At 62.7% G+C, this 22,855-nt stretch carries 19 protein-coding genes; 16 read left to right on the forward strand and 3 right to left on the reverse strand.

Annotated features, from left to right (window positions below):
- Positions 1–184 precede the first annotated feature (184 nt).
- From EJ079_RS15780 to EJ079_RS15805, 6 genes are all read left to right on the forward strand, one after another.
- On the forward strand, positions 185–5,410 hold the full coding sequence (locus EJ079_RS15780; RefSeq protein ID WP_164873797.1) for a VCBS domain-containing protein: 5,226 nt from the start codon (positions 185–187) through the stop codon (positions 5,408–5,410).
- 60 nt (positions 5,411–5,470) lie between these two features.
- Positions 5,471–5,842, forward strand: a complete 372-nt coding sequence (locus EJ079_RS15785) for a hypothetical protein (protein ID WP_127270682.1) — start codon at positions 5,471–5,473, stop codon at positions 5,840–5,842.
- Between the two features lie 32 nt (positions 5,843–5,874).
- The gene (locus EJ079_RS15790) at positions 5,875–6,633 is read left to right on the forward strand and encodes a transglycosylase SLT domain-containing protein (protein WP_127811344.1); all 759 of its coding nucleotides are present in this window, start codon (positions 5,875–5,877) and stop codon (positions 6,631–6,633) included.
- A gap of 93 nt (positions 6,634–6,726) precedes the next feature.
- Positions 6,727–7,926 (forward strand): ABC transporter substrate-binding protein, encoded by a 1,200-nt coding sequence (locus EJ079_RS15795; RefSeq protein ID WP_127809453.1) that lies wholly within the window; start codon positions 6,727–6,729, stop codon positions 7,924–7,926.
- Positions 7,927–7,947: 21 nt separating this feature from the next.
- A complete protein-coding gene (locus EJ079_RS15800) occupies positions 7,948–8,664 on the forward strand; it encodes a thermonuclease family protein (RefSeq protein WP_245481875.1) in 717 nt (238 codons plus the stop codon).
- Between the two features lie 151 nt (positions 8,665–8,815).
- The gene (locus EJ079_RS15805) at positions 8,816–9,568 is read left to right on the forward strand and encodes a GGDEF domain-containing protein (RefSeq protein WP_127396970.1); all 753 of its coding nucleotides are present in this window, start codon (positions 8,816–8,818) and stop codon (positions 9,566–9,568) included.
- A 58-nt stretch (positions 9,569–9,626) separates the two neighbouring features.
- On the opposite strand, the gene EJ079_RS15810 is transcribed toward EJ079_RS15805, so the two are convergent.
- On the reverse strand, positions 9,627–11,174 hold the full coding sequence (locus tag EJ079_RS15810) for a GMC family oxidoreductase N-terminal domain-containing protein (protein ID WP_164873798.1): 1,548 nt from the start codon (positions 11,172–11,174) through the stop codon (positions 9,627–9,629).
- A gap of 43 nt (positions 11,175–11,217) precedes the next feature.
- The gene (locus EJ079_RS15815; protein WP_013529856.1) at positions 11,218–11,895 is read right to left on the reverse strand and encodes an FCD domain-containing protein; all 678 of its coding nucleotides are present in this window, start codon (positions 11,893–11,895) and stop codon (positions 11,218–11,220) included.
- 202 nt (positions 11,896–12,097) lie between these two features.
- Here EJ079_RS15815 and EJ079_RS15820 point away from each other — a divergent pair, with 202 nt between their 5' ends.
- The 9 genes from EJ079_RS15820 to EJ079_RS15860 all read left to right on the forward strand — a co-directional run bounded on the left by EJ079_RS15820 (position 12,098) and on the right by EJ079_RS15860 (position 21,197).
- A complete protein-coding gene (locus EJ079_RS15820; protein WP_127809454.1) occupies positions 12,098–13,726 on the forward strand; it encodes a choline dehydrogenase in 1,629 nt (542 codons plus the stop codon).
- Between the two features lie 290 nt (positions 13,727–14,016).
- The gene (locus tag EJ079_RS15825) at positions 14,017–15,168 is read left to right on the forward strand and encodes a cupin domain-containing protein (RefSeq protein WP_127809455.1); all 1,152 of its coding nucleotides are present in this window, start codon (positions 14,017–14,019) and stop codon (positions 15,166–15,168) included.
- A 55-nt stretch (positions 15,169–15,223) separates the two neighbouring features.
- Complete coding sequence (locus EJ079_RS15830) at positions 15,224–16,381, forward strand: hypothetical protein (protein WP_127809456.1); 1,158 nt, start codon at positions 15,224–15,226, stop codon at positions 16,379–16,381.
- Between the two features lie 6 nt (positions 16,382–16,387).
- Positions 16,388–16,798 (forward strand): RidA family protein, encoded by a 411-nt coding sequence (locus EJ079_RS15835; RefSeq protein ID WP_013529860.1) that lies wholly within the window; start codon positions 16,388–16,390, stop codon positions 16,796–16,798.
- 26 nt (positions 16,799–16,824) lie between these two features.
- Complete coding sequence (locus EJ079_RS15840) at positions 16,825–17,445, forward strand: glutathione S-transferase family protein (protein ID WP_013529861.1); 621 nt, start codon at positions 16,825–16,827, stop codon at positions 17,443–17,445.
- Positions 17,445–18,374 (forward strand): 5-formyl-3-hydroxy-2-methylpyridine 4-carboxylate 5-dehydrogenase, encoded by a 930-nt coding sequence (gene fhmpcd1, locus EJ079_RS15845; RefSeq protein ID WP_127811347.1) that lies wholly within the window; start codon positions 17,445–17,447, stop codon positions 18,372–18,374. Before EJ079_RS15840 ends, fhmpcd1 begins: the two co-directional genes overlap by 1 nt.
- 130 nt (positions 18,375–18,504) lie before the next feature.
- Positions 18,505–19,335 carry an ABC transporter ATP-binding protein gene (locus tag EJ079_RS15850; protein WP_127809457.1) on the forward strand — a complete coding sequence of 277 codons (831 nt, stop codon included), beginning with the start codon at positions 18,505–18,507 and terminating at the stop codon, positions 19,333–19,335.
- Positions 19,332–20,147 (forward strand): ABC transporter permease, encoded by an 816-nt coding sequence (locus EJ079_RS15855; RefSeq protein ID WP_127809458.1) that lies wholly within the window; start codon positions 19,332–19,334, stop codon positions 20,145–20,147. Before EJ079_RS15850 ends, EJ079_RS15855 begins: the two co-directional genes overlap by 4 nt.
- A 39-nt stretch (positions 20,148–20,186) precedes the next feature.
- Positions 20,187–21,197, forward strand: coding sequence for an ABC transporter substrate-binding protein (locus EJ079_RS15860; protein ID WP_127809459.1), 1,011 nt, complete (start codon positions 20,187–20,189; stop codon positions 21,195–21,197).
- A gap of 38 nt (positions 21,198–21,235) precedes the next feature.
- Here EJ079_RS15860 and EJ079_RS15865 read toward each other — a convergent pair whose 3' ends face one another.
- Positions 21,236–21,661: a hypothetical protein gene (locus tag EJ079_RS15865; protein WP_127809460.1), complete on the reverse strand. Its 426-nt coding sequence runs from the start codon at positions 21,659–21,661 to the stop codon at positions 21,236–21,238.
- Positions 21,662–21,761: 100 nt separating this feature from the next.
- On the opposite strand from EJ079_RS15865, the gene EJ079_RS15870 reads away from it, so the two are divergent.
- The gene (locus EJ079_RS15870; RefSeq protein ID WP_127397073.1) at positions 21,762–22,790 is read left to right on the forward strand and encodes a BMP family protein; all 1,029 of its coding nucleotides are present in this window, start codon (positions 21,762–21,764) and stop codon (positions 22,788–22,790) included.
- Positions 22,791–22,855: the final 65 nt, after the last annotated feature.

The following is a 22,855-nucleotide window of genomic DNA, read 5'->3' on the forward strand; positions in this document are numbered from 1 at the left end:
GTGGCCAGCCCTCCATCAAGGAGGCCTTCAGAAACAAACATATATCAGGTTATATTGCCGCGGTTTACCACGTGTAAAAAATGCCGGGCAATGCATATCAGAATATATGAAATAGATTAGGAGGCAGTTGCAAAGTAGAAGTGTCCGCTGTCTCTATCCGGTAAATATCGGAGGGGTTTCAGCCATGACGAACAATATCGAGTTGGACAGCTTTTCGGCTTCCTTGAACGAGCATTCCGTGTCCAATGAACACGGCCATCAGGCATCGCCGGCGGAGATGCAGGTCGCACAAGCAAATTCGACGCAGCAGCCCGCGCCGGCAGCGTCCGAGCCGGTGCCGGTCGATGTCGGCGGAGCGCCTGTCAAGCCAGAAGCCCCCGCGGAAGCAAAGGCGCCGCCGGCAGCTGCGCCGCACGAATATGTGGCCGACGCCAGCCATGTGGTGAGGCTTCCTGCCAACGCCTCCATCGACAACATCAAGGTCGACGGCCAAAACCTTGTGCTCGAACAGGCCGACGGTTCGGTGATCGTGATCAAGGACGGCGCCCTGAACGTGCCGACCTTCATCATCGGCGATGTCGAGGTGCCGCGCGTCGCGCTGCTGGCGGCGCTGGAAGCCAGCCATGTCGATGTCGCCTTCGGCGCCGACGGTTCCATGTCGGCCGGCCCGGGTGGTTCGAATTCAAGCGCAGGCGGAGATTTCTCGGTTCCTCCCGGCGGCATCGGCGACGGGTTCGACCTGTCGGCACTGTTGCCGCCGACTGCCTTGCAGTTCGGGCTCCTGGAGCGGCGCGAGTTGTTCCCGTCCATCGTCGACAGGCAGGTTTCAGTGACGGCCACGTCACTGCTTGCCCCGACCGAAGCGGCCAGTGAAGCCGGTCTTGACGGCGGTGGGGCGCAATCTCCGGGCAGCGAAGCGCTGACCGACAATGAAACGTCCAGCACTGGAACGATCAGCATCGACGCGCCTGATGGAATTGGGTCGATCGTCATCAATGGCGTCACCGTCACTAGCGTCAACCAGCAGATCCCGGGAGAGTACGGTTACCTGACGATCGTCTCCTTCAATCCGAGCACCGGTGCTATCGAATACAATTACACGGTCACCGAATCGGTCATTCATACCGATCAGACAGCCGGCTATGATCCCAACAACGACACCGTCCCGGACAATTTCAGCATCACTGTCACGGATGTTGACGGCGATTCGGCCAGCACGACCTTTGCCGTCGCCATCGTCGACGACGCGCCGACGGCGGTTGCCGATACGGACAGCGTGACGGAAGACGGTGCGACGGTCGCGGACGGCAATGTCATTACGGCCAGCGGCGGCGCGGACGCGAATGTGACGGACGGCGTTGCCGACGTTAGGGGTGCGGACGGGGCGACGGTAACGGGCGTCGAGGCAGGCACGGTTGCATCGGCCTCGGGCCATGTCGGTTCGGCCGTGGGGGGCAGCTACGGTTCGATCACGATCGATGCAGACGGCCACTACAGCTACACGCTGAACAACGGCGCCGCGGCGGTCCAGGCGCTGACCAGCGGCCAGCATCTGACGGACACGTTCACCTACACCCTGACCGATGGCGACGGCGATACCTCGACGACAACGGTCGAGATCACCATCAACGGCACCAACGACGTGCCGCAGGTCGTCGTCAACCAAGGCAACCCGGCTGGCGCGCATGACCAGGTCTATGAAGCAGGTCTGGCGGCGGGTTCGGCGGCCGGCGACGGGAGCACGGTGGCAACAGGCACCTTCACGGTGTCGGACGCCGACGGGCTCGACGATGTGCAGACCGTCACCATCGGCGGCGTGACGGTTGCCATCGGCAGCCTCAACGGTTCGGCCTTCCAGGGCGACCACGGCACGCTGCTGATTACCGGCTATAACCCGGCAACCGGCGTTGCGACCTATCAGTACACACTGACCAGCACGACGACGGACGTTCCGGCAGTCACCGAGACCGACAGCTTCTCGCTCACCGTCTCGGACGGCACCTCGTCGTCCGTCCCGGCGGCCATCGTCATCGACATCGTCGACGACGTGCCTAATGCGGTCAACGACACCAACAGCATCAGCGAAGACGCGCTCTCGCCGGTCAACGGCAATGTGCTGACCAACGACCTTCATGCCAACAACCAGCCGGGCGCCGACACGCCGACGAGCTTCGTCAGCTGGGATGGCTCGACGACGGGCGCACACGGCACCTTCGTTGCCAATCCCGACGGCACCTACACCTACACGCTCAACAATGCCGATCCGGCGGTGCAGGCGCTGGACGCCGGCCAGACGCTGACCGAGACCTTCAACTACACGATGAAGGATGCCGACGGCGACACCGATACGGCAACGCTGACCATCACCATCAACGGCACCAACGACGTGCCGCAGATCGTCGTTGACCAGGGCAACCCGGCCGGCGCGCATGACCAGGTCTATGAGGCGGGTCTGGCGGCGGGTTCGGCGGCCGGCGACGGCAGCACTGTGGCGACAGGCACCTTCACTGTGTCGGACGCCGACGGGCTCGACGACGTGCAGACCGTCACCATCGGCGGCGTCACGGTTGCCATCGGCAGCCTCAACGGTTCGGCCTTCCAGGGCGACCACGGCACGCTGCTGATCACCGGCTACAACCCGGCAACCGGTGTTGCGGCCTATCAGTACACACTGACCAGCACGACGACGGACGTTCCGGCAGTCACCGAGACCGACAGCTTCTCGCTCACCGTCTCGGACGGCACATCGTCGTCGGCCCCGGCGGCCATCGTCATCGACATCGTGGACGACGTGCCGACGGCGCATGCCAACACCAACAGCGTGTCGGAAGGCGCGCAGGCCTCGGGCAACGTGCTGACGGACGGGACCATCACCACCGAGCAGGACAAGGACAGCTTCACCTATACGGTGACCGACGCCCACGGCAACACCACCACCGGCTCCATCCTGGTCGACATCGTCGATGACATMCCGACGGCGCATGCCAACACCAACAGCGTGTCGGAAGGCGCGCAGGCCTCGGGCAACGTGCTGACGGACGGGACYGCGGARGTTCTGGGTGCCGACGGTGCTGCACCTGGCGGCGCGGTGACGGGCGTGGCAACCGGTTCGAACGTGTCGAACCCGGTGAGCGGCAATCTCGGCGGAGCCGGYATCGCGGGCCAGTACGGCACGCTGGTCCTGGGCGCCAACGGCGCCTACACCTACACGGCCAATCCCAACGCGGTGACCACCAATGCGGTCGATCACTTCGTCTACACCATCACCGACGGCGACGGCGACACCTCGACGGTGACGCTGGACATCACCGTGAACAATGTGACGGTGACGGCATCCGACACCGATGCGCTGGTCAGCGAGAAGGGCCTTGCGACGGGCAGCGATGCGGCCGGCAACAGCGAGATCTTCAACGGCGCGATCACGCCGGCCGGCGGCACCGGCCCGTACACCTATACGCTGACCTCGCCGGCCAGCGGCAGCTACGGCAATCTGGTGCTCAACGCCAACGGCACCTACACCTACACGCTGACCCAGACCTATGATGGTGCGACGACCAACAATGGCATCACCACCGAGCAGGACAAGGACAGCTTCACCTATACGGTGACCGACGCCCACGGCAACACCACCACCGGCTCCATCCTGGTCGACATCGTCGATGACTCGCCGGCCAGCGGCAGCTACGGCAATCTGGTGCTCAACGCCAACGGCACCTACACCTACACGCTGACCCAGACCTATGACGGTGTGACGACCAACAATGGCATCACCACCGAGCAGGACAAGGACAGCTTCACCTATACGGTGACCGACGCCCACGGCAACACCACCACCGGCTCCATCCTGGTCGACATCGTCGATGACGTGCCGACGCTTGGAGCTTTCACGCCAGGGACGATCCCCAACGAGGTCGGATCCGTCAACGGTTTGTTTGACTTTGTGGCGGGAGCCGACGGTGTCAACCATTTCAACATCACAGGTCCGGCGATCACGGGGGTTAGCTACAGCACGGCAGTCCAGGCTGACGGAACGACGGTGCTGCTGGCCGAAACCTCCACGGGGACTGACATCTATTCACTCACCTTGCATCCAGATGGTACCTACGCCTTTGCGCTTATCACACCCGATGCAGCAACAACGGTAACTCAAACGCTCACGGGGCTGTCGCCGGGTGGTCCGACACCTTTCCTTGAAACATCGGATGGCCTGATCGAGTTCACCGGTACTGGCACGGGCGTCAATTCTTCGACACAGGGCTTCGGTGTCGCCGATCAGTTTATCGAGAAAGATGAGAACTTCACCATGGAGTTTCACACCTCCGCAACCGCGGGGGATGACGCACCGACGCTGAATCCGAAGTTCATAGGCAGCCTCGATTTCGCGGCAAGCGGCAACAGCTCGGGCTCTGTATCGTGGATCGCAACCAATTCCGTCACCGGCGAGACCCGTAGCGGAACGGCGACAGTTACGAACGGACATCTGGTCATCGATCCTTCGATCGACTTCAACCTAATTTCCATAACCGGTGATGCTGGTTCGAAAATCAGGCTGTCCGCCGTCGACATCTCACAAACGATACTGCCATCCGACACCACGTTGCATTTTCAAGTCAGTGCGGTCGATGGTGACGGTGACGTTAGTGCAACCCAGTCCTTGGACATCCACCAGGTAGCTGCAAGTTCGGGTGGATCCTTTACGCTGGCAGGGTTTGCGGGCACCGTGAACGACGTGATCGCCGGCAGCACCCACGCTGACACGATCTCAGGCGGAGCCGGCACCGACATTGCCGACTATACCGGGAGCGCGGCGATCTCGATAAACCTGACAGATGCAGGTGGCGCCGCCGGTGTTCATGGCACCCCCAGCAATCCGAGTGATGGCAACATCACCGGGGGCGATGCCACGGGAGATACGCTGACTGGCATCGAGGGCTTGATCGGCGGTTCCGGCGATGACTATCTCTACGGAAACTCCGGCGCCAATTACCTGGCCGGCGGATTGGGCAACGACACGCTCAGAGGCGAAGGCGGCGCCGACACTTTGATCGGCGGCGCCGGCAACGACCTGCTGGTCGGTGGTGCCGGGAGTGACACGCTCACCGGCGGGACGGGCACTGACACGTTCAGACTTGAGAACCTCGACATCAAGGATCTGATCACGGACTTCAATGGCGGCGACGGCGACAAGATCGACCTGACAGCCCTGTTCGACTCGGCTCCTGCGAATGTCGGCAACTTCGTCAACTACGACGCAGGGACCGGCGTGCTGAGTGTCGACACGAGCGGATCGGGAGATCCGGCCAATTTTGTCCAAGTGGCGGAACTCACGAACCACCCCGCTGCCAACACGATCACGCTGCTCTACGACGATGGCATAACCCAGCATCAGACAACGGCAAACGTGGTGTAACGCCATAGCGCACAACCACGTGACTATGTTATACGTCGCTAATATCTAGGGGAGCTCAATATGAAACGTTCTGCAAGACTGCTTGTTTCCGCTGCGACGCTGTTGCTGGCAGTCGGGTCGACGGGGTATGCCGCCGACATCATCGACGGTCCGACGGGCGACTATTGCCGTGTCGTCGGCACCTCCAACCTGGTGCTGAACGACAACATCGTCGATCTGAAGCAGGAGGTTGTGAAGTTGATGGACGAGTCGGTTGCCGTCGCCAACAGCTCGGAGTGGATCAACTCGTCGCGGCCCGTCTTCGTCTGGGCGTCGGAGGCCAAGGTCGCTTGCGGCAAGGCCTATGGCTACCTGAAGACGAACTACAAGGACGAAGACTACCTCAACAAATGCGAGTGTTTTCACGATCGCATGGTCGAGTACATGCACTGACCGGATAGGCGAACCCACGCCTGTTGGCCATCATGACAGCCGACGGATCCTTCCTGAAGGCGGTCGCGGGCGCGATCGTGTTGTTTGGCTTTGTCCAAACGGTCACGCCGGCCAGTGCCAACTGGCTGGAACGACCATCCGTGAAACCACAGCTTTCGTCCGGACTGAAGCAATCGGTGCGCTGTGATCCGGCCACGGAGTGGACCCGGCAGGCTTTCAAGGCATTTGCGAGTTGCCAGGCATCGATCTATGGCCTGGAGCCGATGCTGGCGCATGCGGTGATGGAGATCGAAAGCGGCTTTGATCCCGACGTGCAAGGCGGCGACGGCGAAGTCGGCCTGATGCAGGTGATGCCGGCGACCGCCAGGATGCTCGGCTTTCGAGGTTCCCTGGACGATCTGAGCGCGCCGGCGGCCAACATCGCGCTGGGGGTCAAATATCTTGCACAGGCCAACAGGCTGGCCGCGGGCGATCTGTGCACCACCGTCATGAAATATCGCGCCGGGCACAATGAAAGCCGGTTCTCGGCCCTTTCGGTCCGCTACTGCCAGCGTGCGCGGGCAATCCTGGCAAGGGAAGGCTTTGAAGTGACCGGGCCTTTGCCGGTGGCGACGTTCGGCTTTTCCGCATTTTCGCCGGGCGGAGAGGGCGGAGCCCCTGCCCAGGCAAAGGGCGTCTGCGTGCGCCGCGTGTTCGTGCCGGGGCCGCGATACATGAAATGCGCCGACTATCGAAGTGCCGGGCAAGCAAGGCAGATCAGGACGCTCAGAGGCAGGCTTTTCGGCGGCTAAAAGAACTACAGACGGCACTGCAAGTCCGCCGTAACATGCGTTGAAGACCAGACCGGGAACAATATCCGGCGGCACATAGGGGTGGGAGCATTCATGGAAGCTGGCCGACAGGTCCACTGTCCGCGGACATGGGCAATCGCCTTGGCGCTCGCCGCGATCTTATCGGGCTGCCAGTCGAAGGGCGGCGTGTCCGAAGTGCTCGATCCGGCGGCGATTGCCGCGCCTGCCGGGCAGAATGGCGCCGCCGGTGCCGGTCCCGTCCAGGCGACCCAGTCGCTGGGCACCGGTTCGACCAAAGTCACGATGCTGCTGCCGTTGTCCGCCCCCGGAACGGCCGGGGAAAACGGCAGGAAGATGCTCGATGCGACCAAGCTGGCGATGACGGATATCGGCAACGGATTGCTGACGCTGACGATAGAGGACACCAAGGGCGACAGCACGCAGGCCAGCAAACTGGCAGTAACGGCCATTACGACGGGATCGAAAGTCGTCATTGGCCCGACCGAGCTGCCGGCAGCCCAGCATATTGCCACGCTTTCGGGATCGAAGCGGCCACCGGTTCTGGCGCTTGCCGACAATTTCGCCGGCGGCGCCGGGGTTTATGCCGTGCTCCTTGGCGAGGCGGACAGCGCCGCAGCCGGCGCCGCGGGACTTGCTGCGAAAGGCAGCAAGAAGTTCGTACTGCTTGTCGCGGACGGTCCAAACGCCGGCGCCATGGAGAAGCGGGTCGCAAACAGCCTCAGCATCTACGGCGCGGCGCTTGCGGTCACTCTCCGATATTCTGCCGGCGATGGTGGCGCGAAGGCGGTCGACGAAATGGGCTCACTCGTGGACGCCCCCGACGCCGTCATTGTCGCCAGTGGCAATGGCAGTCCGGCGCCTATCCTTGCCGCCCTCAAATCGAAGGGCATTCCGGGAAAGACCATCTCCGTCGTCGGAACGAACCGTTGGCTGGAGCACCCCATGGATCCGCTCTTCGAGGGGGCGTTTATCGCCACGCTCGATCCAAGTGAAACCGGGCCGATCGCCGACCGCTTCAGGACGACATACAACTATCCTGCCGACGTCAACGTGGCCTATGCCTATGATATGGTTGCCTTGACGGCAGGGATTGCCAGCGCGGTCGGGCCTGATGGTTTCAGCAAGAAAGTTCTCGAAAATCCAAACGGCTTTCGTGGCTCGACCGGCCTGTTCCGGTTTCGGGCCGACGGATCCAGCCAACGCTCGATGCCGTTCTATCGGATTGAAAAAGGTGCGCTCAAGCTGGTTGCCAAATCGACGTCGGGTTTCTGACCGGCGCAAATCCCCGAGATCTTGTTCAAGCTGATGGCTAGGCCGGGCCGCAGCCGCTTGGCGATCGCGCTCGGAAGCTTCCTGCTTCTGGCCGGTATCCTGCTGATCATTCAGGGCGGGGCGTTGCTTTCGGTCGATCGGCCTGTCCGTGCCCCGTCGCCGGATGTTGGCGATACCCGGCCTATCCGGCCGGTTGCCCCGGTTGCCGGCGCGCAACGCCTGGAGCCGGCGCGCAAGGTTGCTCAAGACCTGATCGCTCCGCCACGGCTTGATCCCGCTGAGATCGAACGGGCCGAGCCCCGTCCGCCACTCAGCGAGCTCGGTCTCGCCGTGCCCCCGAAAACGCCAATGCCCGGGGATTGGCGGGAGGTCTTGCTCTACCGCCCGATCGCCACATCGTCGGCGATGTTCGAAGCCATGGGCCGCAAGGTGGTCATCAGCGGAGTGCGAGGCATCGATCTCGACAGCTCCTGCTCGTTTCATGACGTCATCTGGCCTTGCGGCGTGCGCGCCCGCGCCGTTTTCAATTCCTGGCTGAGGGGACGCGCGCTGCACTGTTTCGTACCGCCGGACGTCGAGCGTTTTGCCGTCGCCGCACCATGCAGGCTGGGCAAGCAGGATGTTGGCGCCTGGCTTGTCTCCAACGGCTGGGCCACGGCGCTGCCGAGCGGCATCTACGGCAAGGCGGAGGCGACAGCCCGAAAGGCTGGGATGGGCATATTCGGCCCGGCGCAATAGCCTGCCATTCATTCCCTGATGTTTTGTTTGTTAACCGCCACGGGCGCAGCCTTGATGGGGTCATCGCGCAATCGATTAAATTGCAAGCTTCCTTGAAACTGAAATTGCAACACACCGGCCTTATACCAGCCCAACCACAGGAGATCGGCCAGTGATAAAGACTATGGCGAGCACCACCGACCAGGCATGGAAAAGCGTCGCTTTGCTGACCTTTCTGGGAACCGCTGCAATCCTGGGCGTTTCCGTCGGCCTCAATTACCTGCTCCTGTTCTCCGAGGCGCTGACGCCATTTGGGCGCAGCATGATCACGGCAATCCTGTTGCCCGTTGTCCTTGGCGTTCCGCTTTTTCTGTTCGTTGGATTGAAACAGATCGAGCTTCGTCGCTATCGCCGGGAACTCGACAAGTCGGCAACCTTCGACACCATGACCGGCTGCCTGAACGGAGCGGTCTTCACGTCGATGGTCGAAAAAAGAACGGCACGGCCGTCGGTGCCGGGGCCGAAATCGGGCGCCTTCCTGGTCATCCATTCGGAACATCTGCGGTCCATCAACCTGCGCTTTGGTCTTGAATGGGGCGATCAAGCCTTGCGGCTCATAGCCTCGACCATACAATCGTCGGTGCGCGCGGAGGATCTGGTTGGACGCATGGGGACGTCGATGTTCGGGGTTTTCCTCGCCGGCGCGACCGAAGCAGAAGCCAGGGAAATCGGCGAGCGTATCAGTGCGCGCATCGCGCAAGTCTATTTCGCGCCAAAAGGGACGGAGGATGCCCTGACCGTCAAGGTCGGCGGCGTGGTGTTCGAAAACCAGGTGGAGTTCGCGGACATGTTCCGGTCCGCCGAGCAGCGCATGGCCGGCGTCCAGGACGGAGCCGCGTTTGAACTGACGCATCTCCATAGCTGACCGTCGCTGGGAACCAGAGCCATTCGGAAACCAGGGGAACTGTCGGACGCGGCCGCGGTTACGCTGAGGACGGGGTAGCCCGTGAAGACGCCGCCCAGGTTTCGGCGATGGCGACGATCGCGGCGTTGATCGGTCCGCTCGGGATCGCCGGCATCACCGAGGCGTCTACGACAAAGGCATTGTCGAAGCCGTTCAGCCGCAAGTCAGGATCGACGACGGCCTCAGCGTCACGACCCATCCGGCAGGTGCCGGCCGGATGGTGATGGGTGGAAGCAGCCCTGGCGATGAAAGCATTGAGTTCGGCATCGGACTGAACCGGTGCACCTGGCAGGATCTCCGTATCGCGCCATTCGTCCAGGGCCGCATGATGGCCGACCATGCGCGCCCGCTTCAACGCCATCCTGAATGTCGCGCGATCGTGTTCGGTTTCGAGGTAATGCGGGTCGATGACCGGCGCATCGTTGCGGCTCGGGCCGCTCGGTGTGATGCGCCCGCGGCTTGTTGGATGAGTGACGCCGCACAGGATGGTAAAGGCCGAGCCATAAAGCGGGGTCTTCAGGCCCTCGGCCGCCGACGGCGCGACGACGCAGGCGAGCACGATATCGGGACTTCCCGTGGAGCGGGTCGGGTCGTCGCTGTGCAGGTACATCAGCGATTCGGAGTGCTGCAGGCGGGAGGGCGGCACCGGCTTCTTCGTGCTGTAGACATTGCCGAGAGCCAGCAGATGATCCTGCAGGTTGCGGCCGACATCGCCGCGATCGGCAAGGCAACGTATGTCAGCTTGCTTCAGCGTATCGGGACAGCCAATGCCCGACCGCATGAGAATGAGCGGCGTGGATACTGCGCCGGCGCAAAGGACGATCCGGTCGGCGGACAGCGTTCCGGTCTCACCCTCGCACACCACGCTCACGCCCGTGATCTTGTGGCCGTCCAGCACCAGGTGCTCGACCTCGTGGCCGGCAAGCAAGGTCAGGTTCGGCCGCGCCATGACCTGCAACGACAGATAGGCGTCGGCGACGCTCAGGCGCTTGCCGTCACGTATGTTGAGTGAATTGGGACTAGTGCCGACCAGTTCGCCGCTGTTGTGGTCGCTCAGGGCGGGAGCACCCATGGCGCGCCCGGCGGCGATGTAGGCCCGCACGACCGGACTGACCTCGGCGTCCGGCAGATAGACGTCCAGCGGGCCACACTTGCCGCGTGTCGGCCCGTCGAAGGCAGTGAAGGCTTCGCTGCGGATGAAGCCCGGCAACAACCCCCGATAGGACCAGCGCTCGCCGCCAGCTTGCGCCCAGGGTTCGAAATCATCGGCATGGCCGCGGACATAGGCCATTGCATGCAGGCAGCTCGAGCCGCCGACGATCCTGCCGCGCGGCCATTCATGGACGCGGTTGGCGGTGAAGGGCTGGGGCACGGTCCGGTAGCTCCAGTCGTAGGCGCGGCCCTGGAGCATCGTCCATTTCAGCGGATCGGCGATGTCGGGATCGGCCGGCATCGCCCCGGCCTCGACGAGGCCGACCTGGCACGACCGGTCTTCACTGAGCCGGCTGGCAACAACCGAGCCGGCGGATCCCGCACCGATCACCAGCACGTCGAAATGACGTTTCAATTTGAAATTCCCCGCACAGGCTCACTATCGGAAGCTGATACGATCACGCGGCAAAGGCGCCGGCATTCGACCGTTCCATGATCTGTCTCTGCACGGACAAAAGGTGCGCGCGCATTGCGGCCTCTGCCGCTTCGGGATCGCGCTGCGAGATCGCCTCGGCGATCAGGCGATGCTCGCCGTCGCGGTGGGCGATCCGCTTGGGGCAGGTGGGGGCTGCGGTGCGCGCAACCTTCACCCGCGCATCGACGCCGACCTGGCGCAGCATCTTGTAGAATTCCGCGGCGAGATGGTTGCGGGCCGCGGCAACGATCGCGAGATGGAAAGCGAAGTCGACCTCACCCGACGGGGCGTTCTCCGGCGTGGTTGCCGCGTCGAGGATCCGCGCCGTCTCGAAAGAGGAGGCGCGCAGCGACGCCAGTCGGGCAAGGCCCGGCTCCATGATCAGGCGCAATTCCAGGACCTCGATCGGATTGGTTACCCTGACCAGTTCCTCGCCATATCTCGGAAGGGCGGTCGGCGCCCGCCTGGCGCGCGCCGGTTTGAGGTCGCCCGAAAGGCGCAGCACTTCAAGCGCCTTGCGAAGCTGATGGCGCTTGACGCTCAGATGTTCCGCAAGATCGCGCTCGGACGGAAGCTTGCCGCCGCCCTGCTGCAACTGGCGGACCGCGGCGATGATGTCGTCGAGATCCGATGGTCCGACCTGCGGCTCGAATGCGCTCAAAACCAAATCTCCTGTCCGATCGGCAGACCGCCGACTCAACGTCCGGCATCATGTTGTGACACGAAAGCCTGTTCGACGGCACTCAACCAATTCAACCAATCTACAGCTGTACGCAATGGTTGACAACACCAGTTGCGCGATGGTTGACTGCCCATGTCGACGGTTGCCATCGCGGCGGGCCGTTTTCTCCCGAGGATCACGCATGCCGGCTGGCGAAACCTTTGACTACGTCATTGTCGGTGCGGGATCGGCCGGCTGTGTGCTGGCGAACCGGCTGAGCGAGGACCCTGCCGTATCGGTGCTTCTGCTGGAGGCGGGGGATTGGGACCGCGATCCGATGATCCACATCCCGCTCGGCTGGGGCAAGATACTGACCGAGCGCCGCCACGACTGGATGTATTTCTGCGAGCCCGAGGCCAATGTCGGCGGGCGCAAGGTCGAATGCGCGCGCGGCAAGGTCATCGGCGGCTCTTCCTCCACCAACGCCATGGCTTATGTGCGCGGCAATCGCGGCGACTACGATCGCTGGGCGGCAAGCGGCCTGACGGATTGGTCGTTCGACAAGGTGCTGCCCTACTTCAAGAAGCAGGAGCGCTGGGAAGCGGGGGAAAGCCGGTACCGTGGTGGCAGCGGGCCGCTGAACACCCAGTTCTGCCGGTACAAGGACGAACTGATCGATGCCTTCGCCACAGCCAGCCGTGATGCCGGATACCCGCAGACCGACGACTATAACGGCGCCATACAGGAAGGCTTCGGCCGGCTGCAGATGACAATTGCGAACGGCCGCCGCTGCTCGACCGCGACCGCCTATCTGCGGCCTGCCATGCGCCGCGGCAACGTCAAGGTGCTGACCGGCGCGATGGCGACGAAGATCCTGCTCAGGGATGGCCGTGCAACGGGCATTGCCTACACCAGAGGCGGGGCGAGCCATGAAGTACTGGCGCGGCGCGAAGTCCTGCTTGCCGGCGGCGTCATCAACACGCCGCAGCTGATGATGCTGTCAGGCATAGGCGACAGCGGTGAGCTCGCGGCGCATGGCATCGAGACGAAGGTCGATCGTGCGCAGGTCGGAAAGAATTTGCAGGACCACGTTTCGGTCATCCTGATGTATCGGCGCAAACAGCCGGGACCGTTTCTCAAGATGATGCGGGCCGATCGTATCGGGCTGGATTTCGTCAAGACCTATCTCACCGGAAAGGGCTTTTCGGGAGATGTGCCTGGCGGCGTCGTGGCATTTCTGAAGAGCGACGCAAGCCGGCCGCTGCCGGACGTGCAGCTGCTTTTCACCGCTGCACCGCTGGGGGCATGGCCTTACATGTCGCCGTTCAAGGCGCCGTTCGCCGACGGCTTTGCGACCCGTATCGTTGCGGTGCAGCCGGAGAGCCGCGGCAGCGTCAAGCTGGCGTCGAGCGATCCGGTCGCCGCGCCGCTGATCCACCAGAACTTCCTGTCCTCGCAGCGCGACTGGCAATCGCTTCGCGCCGGCTTTCGCGTTGCGCGCAACCTTGCCAGCCAGCCGTCCATGGCTCCGTTCGTCGGCGCGGAGTTCTTTCCCGGCCCGAAATGCGCGAGCGACGAAGAGATCGACGAGCATATCCGCAAGACCTCGATCACCGTGCATCATCCGGCCGGCACGTGCCGCATGGGCGTCGATGCGGCATCGGTGGTCGATCCGGAATTGCGGGTGCGCGGCATCGCCGGACTTCGTGTCGTGGACGCCTCGGTCATGCCCGACCTCGTCTGTGGTAACATCAATGCGGCGGTCATCATGATCGCCGAAAAGGCCGCGGATCTGATCCGCAGCCGCGCTCAACAGAGCGTGGCGGCCTGATAGAGGCGGCCGGAATACAACCAAAGTCTTTTGGTTGAGACTGAAAAACTGCGTTGGTTGGACTGTCATGCGCTTCCGCATGGCCGTGGCGAAGCGGTTTCACACCCTGATTGCGAGCCGTATCTCGCGCATTTCTAGGCTATTCTGCCTATTTCTGGGCATTTGCCTCCCAAAAATGCACCTCAACCAAAAACTTATAAAATTCGCAATTTGGCTATTGTCGAGCAAAACCAATGCGAATACGGTTGAGTTGGTTAGAAGTATTTTCTTCGTGACGAGAGGTGTCCGATATGTCCCTGGCGCAACCAGCTAACGATGTGCTCACCAACAAGAAGGCAGCACTCAAGGGCCTCTATGACGCCCTCTACGCAAAGAACATGTTTCCGTTCTGGGCGACGTCGGAAGGCGTCGATCATGACGAGATCAAGCAGCTGATGGCGACGTCGAAGGCCGTTCCCTTCGTGTGGTCCTATTCGGACATCGAGCCGCTGCTGCAGCGCGCCGCCGAACTGGTGACCATGGACGACAGTGAGCGCCGTTCGCTGATCCTGGTCAATCCCGGTCTTGCGCCCAAGCGTGCATCGGTCAGCACCATGTACACCGCCTACCGCCTGAACGATCCCGACGAGATCATGCCGCCGCACAAGCACTCGCCGAGCGCCATCCGCTTCGGCCTGACCGGCAGGGGCAATTTCACCGGCGTCGAGGGCGAAGACGTGGTCTTCGGCCCGGGCGACATGGTGCTGACGCCCAACGACGCCTGGCACAATCATGGCACCGTCGGCGGCGAGCAGGCGGTCAACCTGTCGGTGCTCGACCTGCCGCTGGTCGAAACGCTGCATGCCGTCCATTTCGACCACAAATACACCGAGATGGTCGATGGCAAGGAAGTCGAGAAGAAGGTGCAGACCGCCCGCTATCCCGGTGACTACTCACAGCGCATCTATGGCGAGGGTGGCCTGATGCCGCGTTTCGTCGATCACAAGCGCGGCGGCGGCCTGTCGTCGCCGATGTATGTCTATCGCTGGGAGAAGATGGAAGCGGTCCTCGACGCCCACAAGGATTGGGATGGCGACCCCCATGAAGGCATCGTCATCGACTATGTCGATCCGACCACCGGCGGACCCGTCTTCCACACCATCAATTTCTACGTGCAGATGCTGCGCCCCGGCGAGAAGACCTTGCCGCAGCGCGAGACCGCCAGCCTGCTCTTGGCGCCGTTCCGCGGCAACGGCCATTCGATCATCGACGGCAAACGTTATGACTGGAACCAGTTCGACACCATCGCCATACCTGGCGGTTCCTGGGTCGAGCATGTCAACGGCTCGTCGAGCGAGCCGGTGATCTTCTTCGGTGCCACTGATGCGCCGACGCAGAAGGCGCTGCTCCTCTACAAGCGCTGGGGCCGCAACCAGGCCGGCGATCTGCTCCGCCTCGTCTAGTTTTCGGCCCTTCGGCAAGCACTGTCCCGCCGCGATTGGCGGCGGGGACATCGAAATGACGTTTCAGCAGCAAGGGCGTATGCATTTGGTTTCGGCGTTCAACACCAAGCAGATCGGCCATGTCGACTGTCCAGGCGGCGGCCAGGTCTGGGTCGATGGCAACATCCTTTATATCGGCCACATGCGGCCGCCGAGCGGCACGACGCTGGTCGACATTTCCGACCCGCGCAATCCGCGCAAGATAGCCACGATCGATGTTCCGCCCGGCTGGCATTCGCACAAGGTGCGCGCCAAGGACGGGCTGATGATCATCAACCACGAGCGCTTTGGTGATGCCGGCCCGGCCGATTTCGGCGGCGGACTGGCGCTTTACGACACAACCAAGCCGGCGCAGCCCAAGCTCATCTCGAAATGGATAACCGGCGGCAAGGGCGTCCACCGCTACGACTTCGACGGCCGTTACGTCTACATCTCGCCGACCGCCGACGGTTATGTCGGCAATATCGTGATGATCCTCGATCTGATCGATCCGGCACAGCCGGTCGAGGTCGGACGCTGGTGGATACCCGGCCAGTGGACGGGTGGCGGGGAAGAATACCCGTGGCATGACTATGTCACGCCGCGCTGCCACCATCCTCTGCGCATGGGCGACCGGCTCTATGTCAGCTACTGGCATCACGGGCTGTTCATCCTCGACATTTCGGACATCACCAAGCCGAAGCTGGTCTCGCACGTCAATTCGAGCCCGAGCTTTCCGCATCCCACCCACACCTGCCTGCCGATCCCACAGCCGCTCAAGGGCCGCAACATCATGGTGGTGGCCGACGAGGATGTCGCCAAACTGCGACCTTCACCGCCGGCCTTCACCTGGATCTACGACATCACCGACGAGACCAACCCGTTGCCGATCTCGACCTTCCAGGTGCCTGGCCTCGACCCGGATGGCGCGCCGCAACCGCCGATGACGGGCTGCCACCAGCCCTCCGAGCGGTTCAATGGAACCGTCATTCCGTTTGCATGGTTCGCGCAGGGGCTGCGCCTCGTCGACATCGCCGATCCGTTCGCGCCAAAGGAAGTCGGCCATTTCATGCCCGACGCGCCGGAGGGGGCGGAGCGTTCCTCGTCCAACGACGTGACCATCGACGACCGCGGCATCGTCTACCTGATCGATCGCATCCGCGGCGTCGACATCATCGAAACCAGCGTTCTCTAGGGGGGTATGTTGAGCGACAGCACGCGAAAATCCGCCAGCCACTACGCCATCGGCAACAAGAACCCGAACCTGCCGTTTCATCCGGCGGTGCGTGCCGGCGATTTCATCTTCGTCTCGGGCCAGGTGCCGAAGGACGAGAACAACAACATGATCAGCGGCACGATCGAGGAAGAGACGCTGGCGACGCTGAAGACCATTGCGCGCGTCATCGCGCATGAAGGCGCGACGCTGTCGGATGTCGTGCGGATCACCACCTATCTCGAGGATACGCGCGATTTCGGTCGCTACAACAAGGCGTTCCTCGAAGGGATCGGCGACGCCGTTCTGGCACGCACGACCGTCGAGGCAAAGGCCGTCATCAACACCAAGATCGAAATGGACGCCATCGTCTACAAGCCGCTCCCGGCGAGCAAGTAGGCCTTGGACACTAGCGAGGAGACGACATGTACAAGCTGTTAGGCCGCCAGACATCAGGCAACGTCCAGAAGGTGCTCTTCATGCTCGAAGAGCTGGGGGCCTCCTACAAGCGCGAGGATTATGGCCGCCAGTTCGAGAACACGCAGACGGCGGAATACAAGGCGCTCAACCCGACCTCCAAGGTGCCGACGCTGGTCGACGGCGACACCGTGATCTGGGAGTCCAACACCATCCTGCGCTATCTCGCGGCATTCGGCGGCGAACAGTTGAATGGCGCCACGCCGGCCGAAAAGACCGAGGTCGAGCGCTGGATGGACTTCCTGCTGGCTGCGGTCAATCCGGGCTACCTGGCGGCCTTCAAGGGCGCCAAGCTCACGCCCGAAGAACAGACCGCCGAATACAAGGAACAAGTGAAGGACCTTGTCGCGCAGCTCAAGATCGTCGACGGCCACCTGGCCGGCAAGGACTTCCTGGCGCTCGGCAAGCTGACCCTTGCAGACATTGCCTGCGCGCCGATCCTGAAGCGCTGCGTCGACTTCAAGATCGACCGGCCGTCGATGCCCAATCTGGAGCGCTGGGTGGCCGCGATCGCCGCTCGGCCGGCCTTCAAGGCGGCAACCACTGCTGCTCCGGCAAAGGCCGCATGATGATCAAGCGCGCCGCTCTCATCGGACTGGGAACGATGGGTCCAGGCATCGCCGCGCGGCTTTCGCGCGGCGGGCTCGATGTGACGGCGTATGATGTTTCGCCAGGGGCAATCGAGCGCGCCCGCGGCATGCTTGATCTCGCCGGCGGCGTGCTCGACCGCCTCGACATCAAGGCGCCCGGGACAGGCGCCGGCAGCGTGCGCTTCGTCGAGACGATCGCCGAGGCCGTCGATGGCGCCGAACTGGTGATCGAGAACGTGCCCGAGAATATCGAGATCAAGGCGCAGACCTATCGCGACATCGATCCGCTGATCGGCCCGTCCGTCATCGTCGCCTCCGACACGTCGGGCATCCCGATCACCAAGCTGCAGGCGCATATCTCGCATCCCGAGCGGATGGTCGGCATGCACTGGTCGAACCCGCCGCACATCATCCCGATGATCGAGGTGATCGGCGGCGAAAAGACCGCGCCTGAAACCGTGACTGTTATCCGCGATCTCATCCGCTCGATCGGCCTGCTGCCGGTGGTGGTGAAGAAGGACGTTCCAGGCTTCGTCGAGAACCGCGTGCTCTATGCGCTGCTGCGCGAGGCGGTCGATCTTGTCGAGCGCGGCGTCATCGAGCCGGAAGACCTCGACACCTGCGTATCCTGGGGCATCGGCTACAAGATCGCCGTCATCGGCCCGATGGCGCTGCTCGATATGGCGGGGCTGGACATCTACAAATCCGTCTCGTCCTTCCTGAATGCCGATCTCTCCAACCGCGACGATGTCGCGCCGATGGTGCTGGAGAAAACGGCTGCGTCGAAGTTCGGCATCAAGTCGGGCGAGGGCATGTTTGCCTACACGCCCGAGCAGACAAAGGCGCTGCAAGGTGAACGGGCGCGCAAGCTCGTCGCGGTGCGGCGCATCCTGGAAGGCCGGGAGTAGCCAATGTCACATGGTGCGCAGAGGGCAGGCCGGTTTGAGGAGTTCCACCGGTCGGCTGTTTGTGTGAAGGGCGCCTTCGCCATCAAGATGGTGCGGGTGCGACAGAAAACAGCGCGCGGGGCGGCAAGCCATGCGCATTGAAACCATCCGGGCCGCCGGCGACAAGCCGGCCCATATCCGCCATGACGATCTGATCTCCGCCAAGGGCGTTTCGGTGGTCATGGCCCGTCAGCTGATCCTCAGGAACATCGATCTTTCGGTGCCAAAGGGATCGTTCGTTTCCCTTATCGGCCCTTCCGGCTGCGGCAAGAGCACCTTGCTCAAGGTGCTGGCCGGACTGGTGCAGCCGACCCAGGGCAGCGTTTCGATCGCCGGGCTCGCGCCGACCGAGGCGGCGCGCAAGCGGATGATCGGCCTCGTCTTCCAGGACGCCAACCTGCTCCCCTGGAAAAACGCCGTCGACAATGCCTCGATGCTGCTCAGCATTGCCGACAAGTCGCTGTCGCGCTCGGATCTGCGGGCGCGCGGGCAGGAGATGCTGGAACTGGTCGGGCTTGGCGACAGCGCCCACAAGCGGCCGAACGAGCTGTCGGGTGGCATGCGGCAGCGGGTCGCCATTGCACGGGCCCTGGCGCTCGATCCCGCAGTCCTGCTGATGGACGAACCGTTCGGCGCGCTCGATGCCATCACCCGCGATTCGATGGGCCAGTCGCTGCTGGAGATCTGGCAGCGGACCGGCAAGACGATCGTGCTCGTCACCCATTCCATCGACGAGGCCATCCATCTGTCGCGCCATGTTCACGTGCTGGGGATCAAGCCCGGGCGGATCACCGAGAGCCTCGACATTGCGCTGCCTTATCCGCGCGACCTGTCGGTCACCGAAGATCCGGAGTTCGTCAGGCTGGTGGTCCAGTTGCGAACGATGCTGCGCTCCAGCCATCAACCGGGAGGCGCGTCTTGAGCGACCAACCCATCACCGACCTTTCCGAGCCGCGCCTCGCCTCCAACTGGAGTGCGGCGACCGGCAGCTGGCTTCCTGCGGTCATCCTGCTGCTGGTGACGATCGTGCTGTGGGAAGCGGCCGTGCGGGTCTTTGCCATATCCGCTTTCATTATTCCCGCTCCGTCCGAGATCGCGAAGTCGCTGGTCGCGCAATGGGGCACGCTGATGCAGGCGACGCTGGTGACGGCGGGCGAGATCCTGTTCGGCTTCCTGGTCTCGGTCGTGGTCGGCATCGCCATTGCGCTGCTCATCGTGCGCTTCGATTGGTTGGGACGCGCGCTGTATCCGCTGGTGGTGCTGTTCCAGAACGTGCCGAAAGTCGCGCTCGCGCCGATCTTCATCCTCTGGTTCGGATATGGACTGGCGCCCAAGATCGGCCTGATCCTGGTCATCGCCTTCTTCCCGGTGACGCTCTCTATGCTGGCCGGCATGCAATCGGTCGACCGCTCGCTGCTGTCGCTGATGAATTCGGTCGGGGCCAGCCAGACGCAGATCCTGTTCAGGATCCGCGTTCCGCACTCGCTGCCGAACCTTATGGCCGGAACCAAGATCGCCGCCACTTTGAGCGTGATCGGCGCCATCGTCGGTGAGTTCGCCGGGGCGTCGGACGGTCTCGGCTACGTCATCCAGTTCGCTTCGACCCAGCTCGACACGGCGCTGGTCTTCGCAGCGCTGCTGCTCGTTTCCGTGCTTGGCATCGCCTTCTACTACGCCGCCGAAATCCTCGAACGCATCGTGGTGCCGTGGGCGCCGAAATTCAGCCAGTCCTAGGCCCACTCGATCAACCAAATTCATAAAGGGGAACAAAACATGCTGAGACGGTCACTTATCAAGGCAGCTACCTTGGCAGCTTTTGTCGGCGCGCTCGGCTTCTCCAGCGCGGCTCTGGCGGCCGACAAGGTCAACGTCCAGCTCGACTGGGTGGTGCGCGGCAATCACGCCATGTTCTTCGTCGGCAAGGAAAAGGGCTTCTTCGCCAAGAACGACATCGATGTGGCCGAGATCCGCAAGGGATCCGGCTCGCCGGACGCGATGCGGCTGGTGGGCAATGAGAACGCGGATTTCGGGTTCGGCGATCTTCCCACGCTTGCCGTCGCACGCTCGCAGAATGTTCCGGTCGTGGCGCTGGCGGCCGTCAATCAGCACTCGCCGCTGGGGATCATTTCGCTGGCCAAGACGCTGAAGCTCACCAAGCCGTCCGACCTCAAGGGACTGACCATCGGCATTCATCCGGCCGGCTCCACCTACATCTTCTTCAAGGGTTTCCTGGCCGCCAACGGCCTGACCGAAAAGGACATGACGCTGAACAGCGTCTCGCCTCCCTATGAAAGCTATTTGCTGCTTGGCCGGGTTCAGACGGTCGTCGGCTATATCGATGCGGAGGTTCCCGAACTGGAAGCGAAGGCCGGAGGCCCCGGCTCGCTCAGCATCATGATGGGGGCGGACCATGGGTGGAAAGCCTATGGCTCGGGCCTGTTCACCTCGCAGGCGATGATCAAGGACAAGCCGGACGTCGTGCGCCGCTTCGTCAAGGCATACAGGGAGGCCTTCGACTATGTCGTGGCGCATCCGGAAGAGGCTGCCGAGATCACGGCCAAGGCAGCGCCCGGCTATGCGGACAAGAAGGACGTGCTGCTGGCGCAGATCAACGCCGACATCGCATCGACGTTCAGCAGCCCCGACACAAAGGAACACGGTCTCGGCTGGATGACGAAGACGCAGTGGGAGGAGACCCTCAAGACGCTGACGGACCAGGGCGTGCTCAAGGCGGCTCTGTCGGCGGACGACGTTTTCACCGACGCATTCCTGACAAAAGAATAAGAGGTGCGCGGTGTTCGAAGGGAAAGCTCGATGAGCGCCTACCGGCAGACCAGGCTGTCCTGCGCCATGGCGCAGGACACATCACGCTCGCCTTTCGCCGCATCGGTGCGGTCGAGCGTGACCTGCACGCGGGTGGCATATGCTCGGCTCGCCAGACCGCACCACAGCCGCTCGACGGGCAGGTTCTCGCGTTTGTCGTTGAGGATCGTGAACGTGCCGGTCTTCGCATCGAACCAGAGCTCGACGCGGGTTTTCTTGCCCGGCTCGACCGTTGCGATCCCGGCTGAATACCAGTGGGCGAAGTCGGCGTTGCAGGAGAGGCTTTCGCTGCCCGCATTCGAAATCGTCAACGGAACCATGTCGAGCCCGTCAGTGCCGGTGCGGACGGTGACATGGTGCAACTCAACCGCGTTGGCGAAGGACGACAACGCCAGCATCACCGGAAGGGCATAACGGATCTTCACTTTGCCTGAGCTCCATAATGTAATTTTTCCTAGGCAGTCTATCTCGCTTTTGCGCAATAACAATAAGAATATTGATTGGTGAAACAACAGAGAGGGTAACATGTTTAAGCTTCTTAAGAGCAGTGTAAGTGCAGCTATATTGACCGGTGTCTTGATGAGCGGCGCGCTTGCCGGCGAGGTCAAGTCGATCGCCATCCTGACGCCCGAAGAAGGCACGGACTATGGCTGGAACCAGCAAGGCATCGACGCCGCCAAGGCGGCGGGCAAGGCCGCCGGCGTCGAAGTGGTCGTGGCCCAGGGCCTCGGCTATGGCGATGTTCGTCCGACCTTGCGGGAACTTGCCTCCGACGGCGCCAGCCTGTTGATCGCGCATGCCAGCGGCTACAACACCTCGGCGCCCGAAATCGCCAAGGAACTGAAAGTTCCGGTGGCGATCGTCGACACGCCAGCCGGCCTGGAGAAGGGCCTCGTCGCCGACTACACGCTGAGCGGCCACGAGGGTGCCTATCTGGCCGGCCGTCTCGCCGCCAAGGTGTCGCGTTCCAAGTCGGTCGGCATCGTCGTCTCGGGCGAACCGCCATCGTGGAATTCGCAGTCGGCGGCGTTCGCACAAGGCGTGAAGGCGGAAAATCCTGACGTCAAGATCACCTATGCGGTGATCGGCCCTGCCGCCTACAGCGATGCGGCCGGCGGCAAGCGCGTCACCGAAAGCGTGATCGCATCGGGTGCCGACATCATCTTCGGCCAAGGCAACGGTTCGAGCTTCGGCATGCTGCAGGCGGTCGAGACGACCAAGGCAGCCGATGGCGGCAAGGTCTATTTCATCGACGTCATCGGCGACAAGTCACCGATCGACAAGGGCTTCCTGCTGTCGTCGGTGGTGTGGAACATCGAGCCGGTCTATGCGGCCATGATTGCCGACCTGAAGGCCGACACGTTCGGCACCAAACACTATACGATCGGCCTCAAGGACGACTCGGTCAAGCTGCTGAAGACCGCTGCGATCCCGGACAATGCCTGGACGGAAATCCAGGCGCTGCGCGAGGACGTCATTTCCGGCAAGATCAAGGTTGAGCCGGTCTATGACGCGGCCGCCGTCAGGGCATTGATGACCAGCGTCGCCCAGTAAGGCGATCACGGTCGGCTGCCGGAGGGGTGATCCGTTCACCCCTCCGGACGATTCCTGTTTTTTGG

The organism is Mesorhizobium sp. M7A.F.Ce.TU.012.03.2.1 (genome assembly GCF_004006095.1).
Lineage (GTDB): Bacteria > Pseudomonadota > Alphaproteobacteria > Rhizobiales > Rhizobiaceae > Mesorhizobium.

What these genes read in the sequence shown, in the direction of transcription:
- EJ079_RS15785 (WP_127270682.1), top strand. Translation starts at nt 5,471, where the DNA reads ATGAAACGTTCTGCAAGACTGCTTGTTTCCGCTGCGACGCTGTTGCTG.
- EJ079_RS15790 (WP_127811344.1), top strand. Translation starts at nt 5,875, where the DNA reads ATGACAGCCGACGGATCCTTCCTGAAGGCGGTCGCGGGCGCGATCGTG.
- EJ079_RS15795 (WP_127809453.1), top strand. Translation starts at nt 6,727, where the DNA reads ATGGAAGCTGGCCGACAGGTCCACTGTCCGCGGACATGGGCAATCGCC.
- EJ079_RS15820 (WP_127809454.1), top strand. Translation starts at nt 12,098, where the DNA reads ATGCCGGCTGGCGAAACCTTTGACTACGTCATTGTCGGTGCGGGATCG.
- EJ079_RS15825 (WP_127809455.1), top strand. Translation starts at nt 14,017, where the DNA reads ATGTCCCTGGCGCAACCAGCTAACGATGTGCTCACCAACAAGAAGGCA.
- EJ079_RS15830 (WP_127809456.1), top strand. Translation starts at nt 15,224, where the DNA reads ATGACGTTTCAGCAGCAAGGGCGTATGCATTTGGTTTCGGCGTTCAAC.
- EJ079_RS15835 (WP_013529860.1), top strand. Translation starts at nt 16,388, where the DNA reads ATGTTGAGCGACAGCACGCGAAAATCCGCCAGCCACTACGCCATCGGC.
- EJ079_RS15840 (WP_013529861.1), top strand. Translation starts at nt 16,825, where the DNA reads ATGTACAAGCTGTTAGGCCGCCAGACATCAGGCAACGTCCAGAAGGTG.
- fhmpcd1 (WP_127811347.1), top strand. Translation starts at nt 17,445, where the DNA reads ATGATCAAGCGCGCCGCTCTCATCGGACTGGGAACGATGGGTCCAGGC.
- EJ079_RS15850 (WP_127809457.1), top strand. Translation starts at nt 18,505, where the DNA reads ATGCGCATTGAAACCATCCGGGCCGCCGGCGACAAGCCGGCCCATATC.
- EJ079_RS15860 (WP_127809459.1), top strand. Translation starts at nt 20,187, where the DNA reads ATGCTGAGACGGTCACTTATCAAGGCAGCTACCTTGGCAGCTTTTGTC.
- EJ079_RS15870 (WP_127397073.1), top strand. Translation starts at nt 21,762, where the DNA reads ATGTTTAAGCTTCTTAAGAGCAGTGTAAGTGCAGCTATATTGACCGGT.